This is a genomic window from Streptomyces sp. NPDC048415 (assembly GCF_040651675.1).
Classification (GTDB): Bacteria; Actinomycetota; Actinomycetes; order Streptomycetales; family Streptomycetaceae; genus Streptomyces.
Window position 1 is genome coordinate 216074 of sequence record NZ_JBEZKJ010000002.1, and the last position, 16184, is coordinate 232257.

The 16184-nt window shown below is 70.0% G+C and carries 13 protein-coding genes and 2 pseudogenes; 7 read left to right on the forward strand and 8 right to left on the reverse strand.

Translation table 11 applies throughout. The features are described 5' to 3' along the window. Position 1 precedes the first annotated feature (1 nt). The 4 genes and pseudogenes from AB0D27_RS02590 to AB0D27_RS02605 form a co-directional block, all read right to left on the reverse strand. Entirely contained in the window at positions 2–847 is an 846-nt protein-coding gene (locus tag AB0D27_RS02590; RefSeq protein WP_362501423.1) for a sugar ABC transporter permease, read from the reverse strand. Positions 848–927: 80 nt separating this feature from the next. Then, entirely contained in the window at positions 928–2298 is a 1371-nt protein-coding gene (locus AB0D27_RS02595; protein WP_362501206.1) for an extracellular solute-binding protein, read from the reverse strand. Between the two features lie 361 nt (positions 2299–2659). After that, positions 2660–3343 carry a response regulator gene (locus AB0D27_RS02600; protein ID WP_362501208.1) on the reverse strand — a complete coding sequence of 228 codons (684 nt, stop codon included), beginning with the start codon at positions 3341–3343 and terminating at the stop codon, positions 2660–2662. Positions 3344–3771: 428 nt separating this feature from the next. Further along, positions 3772–5361, reverse strand: a pseudogene (locus tag AB0D27_RS02605) (sensor histidine kinase); the annotation flags it as partial. A 165-nt stretch (positions 5362–5526) separates the two neighbouring features. On the opposite strand from AB0D27_RS02605, the gene AB0D27_RS02610 reads away from it, so the two are divergent. Together AB0D27_RS02610 and AB0D27_RS02615 are read left to right on the forward strand one after the other, a co-directional pair. After that, on the forward strand, positions 5527–6951 hold the full coding sequence (locus tag AB0D27_RS02610; protein ID WP_362501210.1) for a cation:dicarboxylase symporter family transporter: 1425 nt from the start codon (positions 5527–5529) through the stop codon (positions 6949–6951). Positions 6952–7438: 487 nt separating this feature from the next. After that, positions 7439–8212 carry a DUF2127 domain-containing protein gene (locus AB0D27_RS02615; RefSeq protein ID WP_362501212.1) on the forward strand — a complete coding sequence of 258 codons (774 nt, stop codon included), beginning with the start codon at positions 7439–7441 and terminating at the stop codon, positions 8210–8212. A 68-nt stretch (positions 8213–8280) separates the two neighbouring features. On the opposite strand, the pseudogene AB0D27_RS02620 reads toward AB0D27_RS02615, so the two are convergent. Then, positions 8281–8460: pseudogene (locus tag AB0D27_RS02620) on the reverse strand (aldo/keto reductase); the annotation flags it as partial. A gap of 1 nt (position 8461) precedes the next feature. Beyond that, positions 8462–9364: an NAD-dependent epimerase/dehydratase family protein gene (locus AB0D27_RS02625; RefSeq protein ID WP_362501214.1), complete on the reverse strand. Its 903-nt coding sequence runs from the start codon at positions 9362–9364 to the stop codon at positions 8462–8464. Positions 9365–9451: 87 nt separating this feature from the next. Here AB0D27_RS02625 and AB0D27_RS02630 point away from each other — a divergent pair, with 87 nt between their 5' ends. From AB0D27_RS02630 to AB0D27_RS02645, 4 genes are all read left to right on the forward strand, one after another. Continuing rightward, positions 9452–9967: an Lrp/AsnC family transcriptional regulator gene (locus AB0D27_RS02630; protein ID WP_362501216.1), complete on the forward strand. Its 516-nt coding sequence runs from the start codon at positions 9452–9454 to the stop codon at positions 9965–9967. Between the two features lie 61 nt (positions 9968–10028). Continuing rightward, positions 10029–10457, forward strand: coding sequence for a MerR family transcriptional regulator (locus AB0D27_RS02635; RefSeq protein WP_362501218.1), 429 nt, complete (start codon positions 10029–10031; stop codon positions 10455–10457). Continuing rightward, positions 10454–10786 carry a thioredoxin gene (trxA, locus tag AB0D27_RS02640; RefSeq protein WP_362501220.1) on the forward strand — a complete coding sequence of 111 codons (333 nt, stop codon included), beginning with the start codon at positions 10454–10456 and terminating at the stop codon, positions 10784–10786. Before AB0D27_RS02635 ends, trxA begins: the two co-directional genes overlap by 4 nt. Positions 10787–10967: 181 nt before the next feature. Next, a complete protein-coding gene (locus AB0D27_RS02645; protein ID WP_362501222.1) occupies positions 10968–13196 on the forward strand; it encodes an ATP-dependent DNA helicase in 2229 nt (742 codons plus the stop codon). 183 nt (positions 13197–13379) lie between these two features. Here AB0D27_RS02645 and AB0D27_RS02650 read toward each other — a convergent pair whose 3' ends face one another. Further along, a complete protein-coding gene (locus tag AB0D27_RS02650; RefSeq protein WP_362501224.1) occupies positions 13380–14111 on the reverse strand; it encodes a decarboxylase in 732 nt (243 codons plus the stop codon). Further along, positions 14108–14887, reverse strand: coding sequence for an aspartate/glutamate racemase family protein (locus AB0D27_RS02655; protein ID WP_362501226.1), 780 nt, complete (start codon positions 14885–14887; stop codon positions 14108–14110). The genes AB0D27_RS02650 and AB0D27_RS02655 overlap by 4 nt, the downstream gene beginning before the upstream one ends. Before the next feature lie 307 nt (positions 14888–15194). Here AB0D27_RS02655 and AB0D27_RS02660 point away from each other — a divergent pair, with 307 nt between their 5' ends. Further along, the gene (locus AB0D27_RS02660; protein WP_362501228.1) at positions 15195–16169 is read left to right on the forward strand and encodes a D-2-hydroxyacid dehydrogenase; all 975 of its coding nucleotides are present in this window, start codon (positions 15195–15197) and stop codon (positions 16167–16169) included. The last annotated feature ends 15 nt before the right edge of the window (positions 16170–16184 follow it).

The window sequence follows — 16184 nt, forward strand, 5'->3', positions numbered from 1 at the left end:
CTCACACCTCCGTTCGCAGCAGTCGCATATAGACCACCGAGAACAGCGAGCCGACCACCAGAAGCAACAGCGCCACCGCCGTCCCGTATCCGATCATGCTTTTCTGGAAGGCCTGTTCGTACATGAACAGGGGAAGGGTCTGGCTGCGATTTCCCGGGCCGCCGCGCGTCATCACCCAGATCAGCCCGAAGACGGACAGCGTCTGCAGCGTGTTGAGCATGAGATTGGTGCCGATCGACCGGCGGATCATCGGCAGCGTGATGTGCCAAAGGCGCCGCCAGCCGCCCGCCCCGTCGACCTCCGCCGCCTCGGCGACCTCCTGCGGGATCTCATTCAGCGCCGCCGAATAGACCAGCATGGAGAAGGCCGTTCCGCGCCAGACGTTCGCGAACGACACCGCGAGGATCGGCAGCGTGAACATCCAGTTCTGGGAGGGGAGATGGAGCCAGTCGAGGAGTGCGTTCAACGTTCCCTCGCGGCGGAAGAAGGCGTACAGGAGAAATCCTGCGACGACCTCCGGCAGTACCCACGCCGTGATCACGATCCCGCCGACCAGGGTGCGTACGGGTTTCGACGCGCGCCGCATGAGCGAGGCGAGGGCCAGGCCCAGGGTGTTCTGGCCGACGAGGGACGACAGCACGGTGAACACCAGCGTCAGCCAGACGGCGTTGAGGAACGCGTCGTCGTGGAACGCCGTACGGAAGTTGTCGAGGCCGACGAAGGACGAGTGGGCCTGGCCGGTGAGCTGGAGGTCGGTGAAGGCGATGTAGGCGCAGTAGGCGATCGGGCCCGCGAGGAAGAGGAGCAGCAGGACGACGGCCGGTGCGAGCGGAACGGTGCGGGTCAGGGAGCGGAGGAGGCCCCTGCGGCGCGGGGCGGCGGCCCTCGTATCGGAAGAGGCCTTGGACGCCGCCCTCGTGCCGACGCTCACTTCTTGATCACTTGGTTGTCGGTGGCCGACTTCAGCTCCTCGTCATAGCCGCTCGCCGCCTTGTCGACCGAGCTGTCGCCCGTCGTCACGCCCTCCATGGCCTCCTGGATGGCGGTCGAGACCTTCGGGTACGCCGGGTACGCGGGCCGGTAGTGCGTGCTGGCGACCAGGTCCGTGAAGAACTTGATGCCGGGCTGCGCCTTCACGTACCCGGGATCGGACGCCACGTCCTCCCGCACCGCGATCCCCGAGTTGGCGATGTACCACTTCTTCGCGTTCGCCTTGGTCTGCAGCGTCTCGATGAACTTGAACGCCAGGTCGGGGTTGGCCGCCTTGGAGGGGATCGACCAGGTCCAGCCGCCCGACATGCTCACCTTGCCGGGGGCCTGCCCGTGCTGCGTGGGCATGTAGGCGAGGCCGAGCCGGCGCGACCACTCCGGCCATTCGTGCCCTGAGCCCTGCAGCCAGTCCTGCGGGAGCCAGCTGCCGTCGAGGTTGATGCCGAGCTTGCCCTTGGGCAGCAGCTCGCCGCGGATCCTGGTCTGGATGTTCGGGTCGAGGGCGTCGGCGACATCGAGGCCGAGCTTCTCCTTGTAGACCCTCTCCACGAAAGCGAGGGCGTCCTTGAAGCCCTGGCTCCCGGCGATCCACTTCTTCGTGGCGGTGTCGTACAGGGGATCCGTCTTCCCGTCGCCCGTCCCGTACAACAGCATCTCGAAGCCCTGCATGGTGGCGGCCTCACCGGCGGGTTTGCCGGTGTAGATGTTGAGCGGGGTGACGCCGGGGACCTTCTTCTTGATGGTGCGGGCGGCGGCGAGGACGTCGTCCCACGTCTTGGGCTGCCAGTCGCCGGGCAGCCCCGCCCTCTTGAAGATCTCCTTGTCGAACCAGAGTCCCCGGGTGTCCGTCCCGTCCGGGACGCCGTACGTCTTCCCGTCCTGCGCCTTGGCCGCCGCCTTGGCGGTGTCGATGAACCGGCCCCAGTCCGACCACTTGTCGAGGTACGGGTCGAGGGGCTTCAAGTACCCGCTCGTGATGTCCGAGTTGATGAGGAACGTGTCCTCGTAGACCAGATCGGGCGCGGTCTTGGACGACCTCAGCATCTGCTGGAGCTTCGTGTAGTACTCGGAGTCCGGAGCCTTGATCGGCACCAGCTCGACTTTCTTCCCCGGATTCGCCTTCTCGAACTGCTTCTTCATCTCGCCCAGGTACGTGTCCATCACCCGGATCGAGTTGTCCGTGGACTGCTTGAACGAGACCTTCACGGTGTCCGGATCACTCCCGGATCCCGATCCGCAGGCGGTGAGCGTGGTGGCGGTGAGGAGTGTGACGAGGAGAAGTGGGGCGGCGGTGGGGCGCACGGGCACGACCTCCTACTGGCCGACGTCGTCGGTGGCCGAGTGTGTTTGCCCGGTGAACGTAAGGGGGGCGCGGGATCAGGGTCAATGGCCGTGCGACGTCCCAAGTCACCAACGTGACAACGTTGTTATTCGCCGGTGTTGCCGCGCTCGCTGTTTGCCTTGTCCGCGCGGGCGTGCGACATCGGTGGCCGGCCCTCACTGTCGGGCTGCCGGCGGGTGGGTCGCCGACAGGCTCGTACGGGCCGGGACCTCCGCTCCCTCCGACCCCGGACTGGGCCGACTGTCCCGCTCTCGCCCTCGGGGGCCTGGTCGCCTTCGTGGCGTTTGTGGCGCTCACCCGGCTGCCGGGCCGTCGGGCGTCCGTCTCTCAGGGCTGGCCCTTCACCCACCGGTACTGCAGCTCCGGCCGTCCCACCTGCCCGTACTGCGGAGCGCGGGCCGCGCGGCCCGCGTCGACCAGGTGTTCCAGGTAGCGCCGGGCCGTGATCCGGGAGATGCCGACCGCCTCCGCGACGCCCGCCGCAGTGAGGCCCTCGGCGCGGTCGCGGAGGGTGACGGTGACGCGTTCGAGGGTCGGGGCGCTCAGGCCCTTGGGGAGCGCGGCCGGGCCGGGGGCGCGCAGCGTGGCCAGGGCGCGGTCCACCTCGTCCTGGCCGCTCGCCTCGCCCACCGCCGCGTGGAATTCGGCATAGCGGACGAGACGGTCGCGCAGCGTGGCGAAGGTGAAGGGTTTCAGGACGTACTGGACGACACCCAGGGAGACCCCCTCGCGTACGACCGCGAGATCCCGTGCGGACGTCACCGCGATCACGTCCGCGTGATAGCCGGCGGCTCGCAGCGAGCGGGCCAGCTGCAGCCCGTGCACGTCCGGCAGGTGCAGGTCGAGCAGCAGCAGGTCCACCGGCGTACGGTCCAGGGCGCGGCGCGCCTCCGCCCCCGTGTGCGCCTTGCCGACCGCCGTGAAGCCGGGCACCCGGCCGACGTACATGACATGCGCGTCGGCCGCGACCGGGTCGTCCTCGACGACGAGCACACGGATGGGATCGGTCATACGTCGCCTCCAGGCAAGGCGGGCTGGGCAGGCTCGGACGGGGCGGACTCGGGCTCGGGCTCGGAGCCGCGTGGGCCAGGGGACCTGGGGTTTCGCGAGCTACCGGGCGCCGGGTTTCGGGAGCTACCGGGCGCGGGGTTTCGGCGTCCGCTGGGGTCGGGGCTGCGTGGACCGCTGGGTTCGGGGTTTCGGCGTCCGCCGGGGTCGGGGTTTCGCGGACCGCTGGGCTCGACGTCTTGTCGGCCCCCCGGCTCGAGGTCTCGCCGGCCGTCTGGCTCGAAGTTTCCTCGGCCCCCGGGCCTGACGGGCTCGGGCTCGGCGTCTTGTCGGCCACCCGGCCCGGACTCTCCTCGGCCCCCGGGCTCGACGGGCTCAGGCCCGGGCTCGGTGACGGTCTCCTCCCCGGCTGCCGGAGCCGAAAACGCCGTAGGCAGGGGCAGCCGTACCTCGAACTCCGCGCCGCCCTCGGCGGCCTCCCGCACGGTGAGCGTGCCTTCATGGCGGCTCACGGCCTGCCGTACGAGAGCGAGGCCGAGGCCCCGGCCGCCGGGCCCCGCCGGTTTGGTGGACCAGCCGCGCTGGAAGACCTGTTCGGCGTGGGCCGGGTCCACCCCGGCGCCGGTGTCGGCGACCCGCAGTACCAGCACGGAGTCGTCCGTGAACGCCGTCACCGTGACCCGCGCGCCCACCGTGCCCTGCGCCGCGTCCACCGCGTTGTCGATCAGGTTGCCCAGCACGGTGACCAGGTCGCGGGCGGAGAGGGAGGCCGGGAGCAGCCCGTCGTCGATGGCGCTGTCGTCGGAGACCACCAGCTCCACGCCCCGCTCGTTCGCCTGCGCCGCCTTGCCCAGCAGCAGCGCGGCGAGCACCGGTTCGCTGACCGCCGCGACGACCTGGTCGGTGAGCGTCTGCGCCAGCTCCAGTTCCGCCGTGGCGAAGTCGACGGCCTCCTCCGCGCGGCCCAGCTCGATGAGCGAGACCACGGTGTGGAGGCGGTTCGCGGCCTCGTGCGCCTGTGAGCGCAGCGCCTGAGTGAAGCCGCGCTCCGAGTCCAACTCGCCCATCAGCGCCTGGAGTTCCGTCACGTCGCGCAGGGTGACCACCGTGCCCCGCCGTTCACCGCCGGAGACCGGGGAGGTGTTCACGACCAGCACGCGCGACGCCGTCAGATGGACCTCGTCCACCCGCGGCTCCGCCGACAGCAGCGCGCCGGTCAGCGGCGCGGGCAGCCCGAGTTCGGCCACCGAGTGGCCGACCACCTTGTCGGTCACACCGAGCAGCTCCCGCCCGCCGTCGTTCATCAGCGCCACCCGGAACTGCCCGTCCAGCATCAACAGGCCCTCACGTACGGCGTGCAGCGCGGCCTGGTGGTAGTCGTGCATGCGGCTCAGCTCGGTCGCGTTCAGGCCGTGGGTGGACCGGCGCAGCCGCGCGTTGATGACGTACGTGCCGAGGCCGCCGAGGGCCAGGGCGCCCCCTGCCACGCCCACGAGGGCCGTGACCTGGTCCTGCACGCGCTTGGTGATCGCCTCGACCTTGATGCCCGCGCTGACCAGGCCGATGATGCGCCCGTTGTCCCGGATGGGCGTGACGGCGCGTACGGACGCGCCGAGGGAGCCCGTGTACGTCTCCGTGAAGGACTTGCCCTGCAGGGCGGGGCCGATGTGACCGAGGAAATGCTTGCCTATCAGCGCCTTGTCCGGGTGGGTCCAGCGGATGCCCTGCGGGTTCATGATCGTGACGAAGTCGACGCCGGTGTCCCGCTGCACCTGGAGGGCGTACGGCTGGAGGGCCTTCGAGGGGTTCGCGGTGCCGATCGCCTCGTGCACCGACGGGGCGTCCGCGACCGAACGAGCGACCGCCGTGGCCTGGCGGCCCGCCGCGTCCTCGGCCTGGCTGCGGTCGCTGACGTAGGTGAAGAGCGCGTACCCGGCGACGAGGACCGCGATCAGCACGGCCTGCATGCCGAACAGCTGGCCGGCCAGGCTGCGGGGTCGCGGGACGCGGGGGAAACGCATGTCTGCCAGTGTGCCTCTCCTGACCAGGCTCGTTCTGATCAGCATCCTTATAAGTGTGAACTAAATGAACGGAAGGGTGACCGCCCTCACAGGCCGGGAGATAGTCCCCTCATCCCCCGGAGTGAGCCGCACGCCGGGTTCCGCCGGACGTGAGCCGCACGCCGGATGATGCCGACGACGTCGTCAAGGAGGGCAGCCGTGGCCGCCAGCACACCCCGAACGGCACCTGCCGCACCCGCCGCGAAGCGGGACCGCACCCACTACCTGTACATAGCGGTGATCATCGCCGTCGCTCTCGGCATCGCCGTCGGGTTCGCCGCGCCGGACTTCGCCGTGCAGCTCAAGCCGATCGGTACCGGCTTCGTGAGCCTGATCAAGATGATGATCTCGCCGATCATCTTCTGCACGATCGTGCTCGGTGTCGGCTCCGTACGGAAGGCCGCCAAGGTCGGCAAGGTCGGCGGGCTCGCGCTCGGCTACTTCATCGCCATGTCCTTCGTGGCGCTGGCCATCGGCCTGGTCGTGGGCAACATCGTCCACCCCGGCAGCGGGATGCACCTGACCGAGGCCGTGAAGGGCGTCGGACACACCCAGGCCCAGGCCGCCGCCGAGGGTCCCGTCGACTTCCTCCTCGGGATCATCCCGACCACGTTCGTGTCGGCCTTCACCGAGGGCCAGGTGCTCCAGACGCTGCTCGTCGCGCTGCTCGTGGGCTTCGCGCTGCAGGCCATGGGGCGCACCGGTGAGCCGGTGCTGCGCGGCGTCGAGCACATTCAGAAGCTGGTCTTCCGCATCCTCGGCATGATCATGTGGGCCGCGCCCGTCGGTGCCTTCGGCGCGATGGCCGCCGTCATCGGCGAGACCGGCATGGACGCGCTGAAGGCGCTGGCCACGATCATGTTCGGCTTCTACATCACGTGTTTCCTGTTCATCGTGATCGTGCTGGGCACGCTGACGAAGCTGGTCGCCAAGGTCAGCGTCTTCCAGCTGCTGAAGTACCTCGGCCGGGAGTTCCTGCTGATCGTCTCCACCTCGTCGTCCGAGTCCGCGCTGCCGCGGCTCATCGCGAAGATGGAGCACCTGGGCGTCAGCCGCCCGGTCGTCGGCATCACGGTGCCGACCGGCTATTCCTTCAACCTCGACGGCACGATGATCTACCTGACCATGGCCTCGCTGTTCATCGCCGACGCGATGGACCAGCCGATGAGCATCGGCCAGCAGATCGGGCTGCTGCTGTTCATGATGGTCGCCTCGAAGGGCGCGGCGGGGGTCTCCGGCTCCGGTATCGCCGTACTGGCCAGTGGTCTGCAGTCGCACAAGCCCGCCCTGGTGGACGGTGTCGGCCTGATCATCGGCATCGACCGCTTCATGAGCGAGGCGCGTGCCGTGACCAACTTCGCGGGCAACGCCGTCGCCACGCTGCTCATCGGTACGTGGACGGGTGAGGTCGACAAGGAACGGGTGAACCGGGTTCTCGCCGGCGAGCTGCCCTTCGACGAGAAGACGCTTCTCGACGATGGTGACGCGGCCGTCCCGGCGGAGGCGGAGGTGCCCGAGCAGGGCGGCGAGAAGGAGCTGGCCAAAGCCTAGGCGCGCCGTTCGAACCTGCGGGTCCGTCGTGGCGGGTCGCGCCCACGCGGCGGAGCCGCATGGTGTCACGGCCCCGCGCCCCTGACGGGGCGCCCTCCTCACGAGGTTCACAAGCCCCCAAGAACGCCGAGCGGCCAGGGTCATCCCCCGTAGGCCCGGCCGCTCGGTTCAGCCGCTCGCGCGGCTTGAGTCGCTCAGGTTGGCGGCCGGCCCGCCTCTTCCGTACGCGCCCGATGAGCGGGCGCTGCGGGAGCGGCTGCGCGCCGAGACGGGTCTCGGCGAGGCGCAGGCCGGCCAACTCGCCCACGGCGTAAGGCCCCGGACGCGTCCGGGACTCCGGCCCAGGAACTCGAACTCGCCGGTGCGGGGACGCGCTGAGCGGCCCCCGGAACCGTGACCCTCTGGCCGTCGTCTCGTAGAACATGCACTACCGTGCCGTGCCGGGCCCACCGGCACGGCACAGCACGTTCTGCGGAGGACACGGAGCATGAAGATCGACTGGGACCGGCGCACCTGCGCGCGGCGCGGGCATGTGACGTACGCGCCCGACGAGCGGGCGCTGCGGGAGCGGCTGCGCGCCGAGACGGGTCTCGGCGAGGCCTGGCGCTGTCTGCGCTGCGGCGACTTCGCGCTCGGCGACCCACACGGTTCCGGGCCCGCCGACGAGGCACCGCTCGTCCCACGCGGCAAGGTGCTGCGCGACCTGTTCATCCTGCGCTTCCTGGCCATCGAGCGGGCCGTGCGTGGCGTGTTCATCGTGCTGGTCGCGGCAGCCGTGTGGAAGTTCAGCAACAGCCAGGACTCGGTGCGCCGGCTCTTCGACGAGTACCTCGACGTCCTCCGCCCGGTCTTCCGACACTTCCACTACGACCTCGACCACTCGCCGGTGGTCGGCTCCATCCAGAAGACCTTCGGCTACAAGCACTCCACGCTGCTTCTGGTGGCCGCGCTGCTCCTCGCCTACGCGCTGATCGAACTCGTCGAGGCGGGCGGCCTCTGGTACGCCAAGCGCTGGGCGGAGTACCTCACGGTCGTCGCCACCGCCGCGTTCCTGCCCCTGGAGATCTACGAACTCACCGAGCACGTGAGCTGGCTGAAGATCGCCACCCTCGTCCTCAACATCCTCGCCGTGCTCTACATCGCCCTCGCCAAGCGGCTGTTCGGACTGCGCGGCGGCCACAAGGCGTTCGAGGCGGAGCGGCAGAGCGCGTCACTGCTGGAGGTCGAGGAGTCGGCGGGGGTACTTCCGTCGCACGCGTAGAGGCGATCAGCGGCCCGGTGCCTTGATCCGCCGGACAGACCCAGCCGCCTCTCGCCCTCTTCGGCGCCGGGCGGATGGTACGAGTCCGCCGTGTCCAGGAGGGTCACGCTCGCGTCGAGGGCGGCGTGCACCGTGGCCAGGGCCTGTGCTTCGTGCGGGCGCCCTCGATGGACAGTGTCGATGGACAGCGGCATCGTGCTGAGACCGATCGCGCCGACGCTCAGGTCTCCCAGGGTGCGGTGGCGCATGTCAGTCGTCCTTTCCGAGCGTCTCGGCCACCGCGCGCGGCAGCCACTTCCTTGCCTCACCGAAGGGGAAACCGAGCCGCGTGCCCCGGGAGTTGTCCATCCCGTAGGAACGGGCGAAGGAGAACGGCGAGACCTCCCCGACCTCGACGCTCTCGAAGACCGTCCTGCCCTCCGGCACATGCGCGGCCGCCGCCTCGCACAGCTCCTCGGTGCTGAGAACCCCGTGGGAGGCGGCGTTCACGGGTCCGGTGAATTGCGCGCCCGCCGTCCAGGCGAGGAAGTCCGCGATTTCCTCCACGTGGATGTACGTCGCCGCGTGGTTCACGGCGGGTACGGCGATCGGTGCGCCCGTGCGGATACGGTCGGCGTAGTGCTCCAGACGGCCGGTGAAGTCGTCCTCGCCGCCCAGCACATGGGCGACGCGCACGGACACGTACGGGAACGCGGCGGCGGCCGCGAACACCGCCTCGGCCTGACGCTTGCCCTCGCCGTAGTGGGCGTCGAGGAACTCGGGGTCATCCCAAGGGAGCTCGAAATCGACGGCGACCGTACGGGGGTCCACGGCGTCCTCGCGCACCAGGGCCGCCGAGTCCTCGTACTCGTACACCTCGACGGTGGATGTCATGACGTACCGTCGCGTGCGCCCCGCGAAGACCCGTCGCGCGATCTCCGCCTGTCTCGGCGTATAGCAGACCTGGTCGATGACGACGTCGAATGTCCGCGAATCCAGCGCTTTCTCAAGGGACTTCTCGTCATTGCGGTCGGCGATGAGGTGAATTGCCCCCGGGGGCGGTTTCGACGAGCCGCGATTGATGACGGTGACGCGGTCTCCCGCGGCCATCAGCCGGGCTGTCAGACGCTTTCCAAAATACCGGTTTCCGCCGATGACGCATATCTCACGCATGGCGCCCTCTCCCTCGTCCCGTTCAATGTCCTGCGGCCTTGTGTTCATAATTCTCCCGAGATACGGATGAGGTCTGAAGGGGGAGTCATGGGAGATCCGGCCGCGGCACCGAAGGAACCACGGCATCCGCGCGCCCCCGCCAACGAAACGTCGGTGGCCTTCGACGCGCTCGACCGGCAGATCCTGGACCTGCTGCAGAGCGACGGCCGGATCAAACTCAGCGAGCTGGGCCGACGGGTCCGGCTGAGCCCGGCAGCCGTCGCGGAGCGCGTGCGGCGTCTGGAGTCGGCGGGCGCCATCACCGGCTATGGCGCACACGTCTCGCCGCCCCGCCTCGGCTACGGCATCCAGGCCTTCATCCGCGTCAACCCGCACGGCGGCTACACCCTGAAGCACCCCAGGACCCTGGAGCTGCTGTCCCGCCCCGAGGTCATCGAGGTCCACCATGTCGTCGGCGAGGACTGCTGGATCCTCAAGGTCGCCGTCCAGGACACGATCCACCTGGAGGAGATCCTCGAGCAGACCTCCGCGCTGGGGCGTACGACGACCTCGATCGTGCTGTCGTCCCCGGTGGAACGGAAGCCGCTGCTGCCGCCGGCGTGACGTCGGATCGGCTCGCGGACCGGCTTGCTTTGACGTCGGCGTCAAGGATTACCGTCGACGCATGCGAATCGGCGAGCTGGCGGCACGGGCCGGAACCACCACGCGGACCCTGCGCTACTACGAGTCGCGGGGGCTGCTGCCCGCGCGGCGGGGCGAGAACGGGTACCGCACGTACGACGAACACGACCTGCGGCTGCTGCGGCAGATCAGGACACTGCAGGACTTCGGGTTCGACCTGGAGGAGACGCGGCCCTTCGTGGAGTGTCTGCGCGCCGGGCACCCGGAGGGCGACTCGTGCCCGGCCTCGCTCATGGTCTACCGCCGCAAGCTCGGCGAACTCGACGCGCTGATCGACGAGTTGGTGTCGGTACGTGCGGAGGTCGGCGAGCAGCTGGCGCGGGCGGAACGGGCGCGGGACGAGCTGGCGGCCGACGCACGGGTTCCGGGGGGTCCGGAGCCGGTATGTGAGCTGGGAGGGCAGACACGGTGATCAAGGCGGCAGGCGTGGCCGAGGTGACGGACGAGGACTTCGAGGCGGAGGTGATCGGGGCGGACCTGCCCGTGCTCGTGCAGTTCACGGCGGACTGGTGCGGGCCGTGCCGGCAGCTCGCGCCCGTACTGAGGGACATCGCGTTCGAGGAGGGCGACCGGCTCAAGATCGTCCAGCTGGACGTGGACCGCAACCCGCGGACCACCATCGCGTACGGGGTGCTCTCGACGCCCACGCTCATGGTGTTCCGGGGCGGTGAGCCCGTGAACTCGATGGTGGGGGCCCGGCCCAAGCGGCGCCTGCTGGAGGAGCTGTCCGACGTGCTCTGACCTCATTGATATAGACAAGAAATCCCCCGAGCGGCTTGCGCTCGGGGGATTTCTCTGCGTATATTCAATGATTCGCGACTTCACGGAGATTGGTCGCGGAGAAGTTCACTTGGCAGAGTATATCCGGGCGGGAGCGGAATTGTCAAACAGGGGCTCACACACAGAATTTCCCGACGATGAATTGCGGCATGAGCAGGAATTCATCGACGGGCTGTACGCGCGCGTGGACGCCCTGCGCGGTGTCACCGAGGCATCAGTCGGGGACGCGCTCGCGCAGGGCAACACGCCCATGCAGGCCCGGCTCGAACGGGACGTCCTGGTCGCCGAGCGCTCCGGCCTGCTCGCCGCGCTGAACGCCGTGGACGGTTCGCTCTGCTTCGGCCGGATCGACCTCACCACCGGTGTCAGCCACCACATCGGCCGCATCGGCGTCCGCGCCGACGACACCGAACACACCCCCATCCTCATCGACTGGCGGGCCCCGGTCGCCCGTCCCTTCTATCTGGCCACCGGACACACCCCCATGGGCCTGCGCCGCCGCCGGCACATCACCACCGACGGCCGGCATGTCACCGACCTGCACGACGAGATCCTCGACCTCGGCGACCGCGAGCGCACCGGGCACGAGGACCCGACCGGCGACGCCGTACTGCTCGCCGCGATCAACTCGGCCCGCACCGGCCGCATGAGCGACATCGTGCAGACCATCCAGGCCGAGCAGGACCGGATCATCCGCGCACCTCACCGCGGCGTGCTGGTCGTGGAGGGCGGCCCCGGCACCGGAAAGACGGCCGTCGCCCTGCACCGGGCCGCCTATCTCCTCTACGAGTACCGGGAGTTGCTCGCCAAGCGCGCCGTCCTCATCGTCGGCCCCAACCCGGCTTTCCTCGGCTATATCGGCGAGGTGCTGCCCTCGCTCGGCGAGACGGGTGTCCTGCTCGCGACGGTCGGCGAACTGTTCCCCGGCGTGCACGCGACGGCCGCCGACACCCCCGAGGCGGCCGCCGTGAAGGGCCGCGCCGAGATGGCCGACGTACTGGCCTCGGTGGTCCGCGACCGCCAGGCCCTGCCCGATCCGGTGATCGCGATCGAGCACGACCGGGACATCCTGATGCTCGACGCGGGCCTCGTGCGGGTCGCCCGCGAACGCACCCGCGAGGCCGACCTGCCCCACAACGTGGCCCGCGAGTACTTCGAGGGCCACATCCTCAACACCCTCACCGACATGCTCGCCGAACGCATCGGCACCGACCCCTTCGACGGCTCCAACCTCCTCGACCCGAGCGACATCACCCAGATCCGCGACGAACTCGCCGAGAACCACGAAGTCTGGGACGCCATCGACCAGTTGTGGCCGAGGCTGACTCCGCAGCAGGTCGTCGCGGACTTCCTCGCCGAGCCCCAGGGGTACGTGCCGGACGAGGACGCCGCGGCGATCCGGCGGCCGGTCACGAGTGAGTGGACCACCGCGGACGTTCCTCTTCTCGACGAGGCCGCGGAGCTGCTCGGCGAGGACGGCCGACTGGCGCGGGCCCTCGCCGACCAGGAACGCCGTACCCAAGTCGCCTACGCCCAGGGCGTGCTGGACGTCTCCTACGCCTCTCGGACCTACGAGTTCGAGGACAAGGACGAGGAGGACTCCGAGGTCCTCTCCGCGCACAACATCATCGACGCCGAGCGGATGGCGGAGCGGCATGAGGAGGACGACCACCGCAGCGCCGCCGAGCGTGCCGCCGCCGACCGGACCTGGGCCTTCGGCCACATCATCGTCGACGAGGCGCAGGAACTGTCGCCGATGGCCTGGCGGTTGCTGATGCGTCGCAGTCCCACGCGGTCCATGACGCTCGTCGGGGATCCCGCGCAGACGGCGGAGGCGGCGGGGGTGGGGTCCTGGAAGGAGATCCTCGCTCCGTACGTCGAGGACCGGTGGGATCACACGCGTCTCGCCGTCAACTACCGGACACCGTCCGAGGTCATGGACCTTGCGGCGGGGGTGGTGCGGGCGGAGCGGCCCGGGTTCGAGCCGCCGCGGTCTGTTCGGTCCACCGGTGTACGGCCGTGGGTGCGCGACGCGGGCTCCGATCTTCCCGGCGCTGTCGCCAAGGCGGTCGCCGAGCTGACTCCTGCGGAGGGGCGGCTCGCGGTGATCGCGCCCCGGTCTTTGCACGCGGCGTTGGCCGCGCGCCTGGACGGGGTCGCGGCGGGGGAGGAGCCCGACCTCACCCGCGCGGTCGTCCTTCTCGATCCTCGGCAGGCCAAGGGGTTGGAGTTCGACTCCGTGCTGGTGGTCGAGCCCGGCCTGTACGGAACCAGCGATCTGTACGTCGCCCTGACCCGGGCCACGCAGTCGCTGGGCGTCCTGCACACCGGCGACCTGCCGGAGCCGTTGCGCGGCGCTGGGCCGGCGTAAGGCGGGTTTCGCCCCCTCCGCCCCTACCCTCCCCCACTCTCGGCTTCGCTCGAGCGGGGGGACCCCCACCGTACCTGGGGGCTCCGCCCCCAGACCCCCGTATCGCGCTTCGCGCTCGTCCTCAAACTCCCCCACTCTCGGCTTCGCTCGAGCGGGGGGACCCCCACGACGGGCTGAAACCGCTTATACCTGCACGATCGGTTCCTTGGTGAAGAGGGAGCCCAGTTCTGGGGCGTTGACGCGGCGGTCTGCCAGGCGGAGGGCTTCCCAGACGGTGACCTGGTTGGCGGTGAGGACCGGTTTGGACAGGGCCTGTTCGAGGGCGGGGAGGTGGGAGGCGGTGTGGAGGGCGGTATCGGGGAGGAGGACGGCGTCGGCGTCGGGCTGGTCGGCCTCGCGGGCCAGCGCGAGAATCCGGTCGTACTCCCACGTGGCGACCTCCGCCGCCGTGATCACGCCCGAGCCACGCACGGCGACCACCTCCACACCCGCGTCCTTGAGGAACGAGGAGAACAGCGCGGCCACGTCGTCCGGATAGGTCGCCCCGACCGCCACCCGGCTCGCCCGCACCTCCCGTACCGCGTGCACGAAGCCGAAGGAGGTCGAGGACGCGGGCAGACCGGCCGCCCGGGCCAGGGCGCGGACCTGATCATGGGCGCCCTGCCAGCCGTACACGAAGCTGCCGCTGGTGCACGCCCACACCACCGCTTCGGCGCCGGACAGGCGCAGCTCCTCGACGCCCGCCGCGAGCCGGGCCGCCGAACCCATCTCGAGGAGCGCGTCCACGCGGTGGGCGTCCTCCCCGATGTCCGTGTGGATCACGGTCAGGCGGATGTCGCTGCCGAGCAGCTGCTCGATGCGCGGGTAGTCGTCCTCGGCCGAGTGGCCGGGGTAGAGGAATCCGAGTGCGGTCATGCCCAACCTTCCTGTTCTTCCGGCAGTACGGGTCCCCGGCGCGCGGACTGATCGATCAGCCGCTGATAGGGGCCCACCGCCCGGGTACCCAGTTGACGCAGCGCCGCCCACATCGTCACCTGGTTGGCCGAGATGACCGGAATCCGCAGTTCGGCCTCCAGCTGGGGGATGACGTCGTACGTCGGAAGGTTGGTGCAGCTGATGAACAGGGCGTCCGCGGCGCCCCGTACCGCCCGGCGGGCCATGTCGACCACCTCGCGGTACGGGACTTTCCAGATGTGCCTGGTCAGGCCGAGTGAGGCGCGTCCGGTGACCTTGATGCCCGCCTCGGCGAGGTACTCCTCCAGGGACTGGGTGACCGAAACCGTGTACGGGGTCACGAGGGTGATGCGGCGGGCGCCGAGCTCCCGCAGCGCCTCTAGGAGGGCGCCGGAGGTGGTGAGCGAGGGGACGGCGCCGGCCCGCGTCATCGCCTCGCACATCGCGCGCTCCCCGGCCACGCCTCCCACGAAGCTGCCGGAGGTGCAGGCATAGGCGACGACCTCGGGCGCGACCGCGTTCAGGGCGCGTACCGCGTTCCCGAGCGTCTCGTGCTCGGAGACCAGGCGGGCCAGGTCGAGGCTGACCTCGACCGGCACGAACGGGGTGCGCGTGAGGTGCAGGGAGACGTCGTCCGGCACCCATCGCCACAGCTCCCGGTCGAGGGCGAAGTCGAAGGGGGCGACGACGCCGATGCCGCGCTGCGGCCGGGGGCCGCCGAGAAAGGAGACGTCCATGGCAGGCACCGGCCTCACGAAGGGAAACGGGCGGGCAACGGACCGTGTGCGGGCCCGTGTTGACGAAGGTAGGTTCGGGTGCGAGCGTGGTCAATCCGCGCATCTCAGACGGCTCCGGCCCCTTTCCGCCCGCACGCCTCACCCGCACAGTCAGACAGCTCCGGCCTCCTCCCGGAATCAGACGGCTCCAGCACCGCACGCTCCCCCGGAACGTCGCACCGCCCCCGCCCTCGTCACCCATTTGGCCTCAGCCCTCCCAGAAAAGCGGACCCGCATTGCGAAACGGTATCCCCCGATGAACGCCCGTATGTCCCACTCCGCACCCCGGACGGTGCCGCCCGACCCCACACTCCTCGTCCTGGACGCCGATCCCCTCCCCCGCCTCGGCAGGCTCACGGGGCGGGTGCGGATCGAGCACGCCGACGAGGCCACGCTGGCCAAGCGGCTGCCGTACGCGGACGTGCTGCTGGTGTGGGACTTCGCCTCGGACGCCGTACGCCGGGCCTGGCCGGGCGAAGGGCCGCGGCCGCGGTGGGTGCACACGGCGAGCGCGGGCGTGGACCATCTGATGTGCCCGGAGCTCGCCGCGTCCGACACGGTGGTGACCAACGCGCGCGGTGTCTTCGACCAGCCGATCGCGGAGTACGTCGCCGCGCTGGTGCTCTCGATGGCGAAGGATCTGCCGCGGACCTGGGATCTGCAGCGGCGGCGGGAGTGGCGGCACCGCGAGTCGCAGCGGGTGGCGGGGACGCGTGCGTGCGTGGTCGGGACCGGGCCGATCGGGCGGGCGATCGTGAAGACGCTCAAGGCGCTCGACATCACGACGGCGCTGGTGGGACGCACCCCGCGCACCGGCATCCACGGCCCCGAGGAACTGGACCGGCTGATGGCTCGCGCCGACTGGGTGGTGTCCGCGGCGCCGCTCACGGAGGCGACGTACGGCATGTTCGACGCGCGGCGCTTCGGCATGATGCAGCCCTCCGCGCGCTTCATCAACGTCGGGCGCGGGCAGCTCGTCGTCGAGGACGCGCTCGCCGAGGCACTGTCGAAGCGGTGGATCGCGGGCGCGGCCCTCGATGTCTTCGAGCACGAACCGCTGGGCCCCGGCAGCCCGTTGTGGGAGGTCCCGGGGCTGATCGTGTCGCCGCACATGAGCGGGGACACGGTCGGCTGGCGGGACGAACTGGGCAGACAGTTCGTGGAGTTGTACGAGCGCTGGGCGGCGGGCAAGCCACTGCTGAACATCGTCGACAAGAAGCGCGGGTACGTGCCGGGTCACTGAACTCCCTGTGGAGGG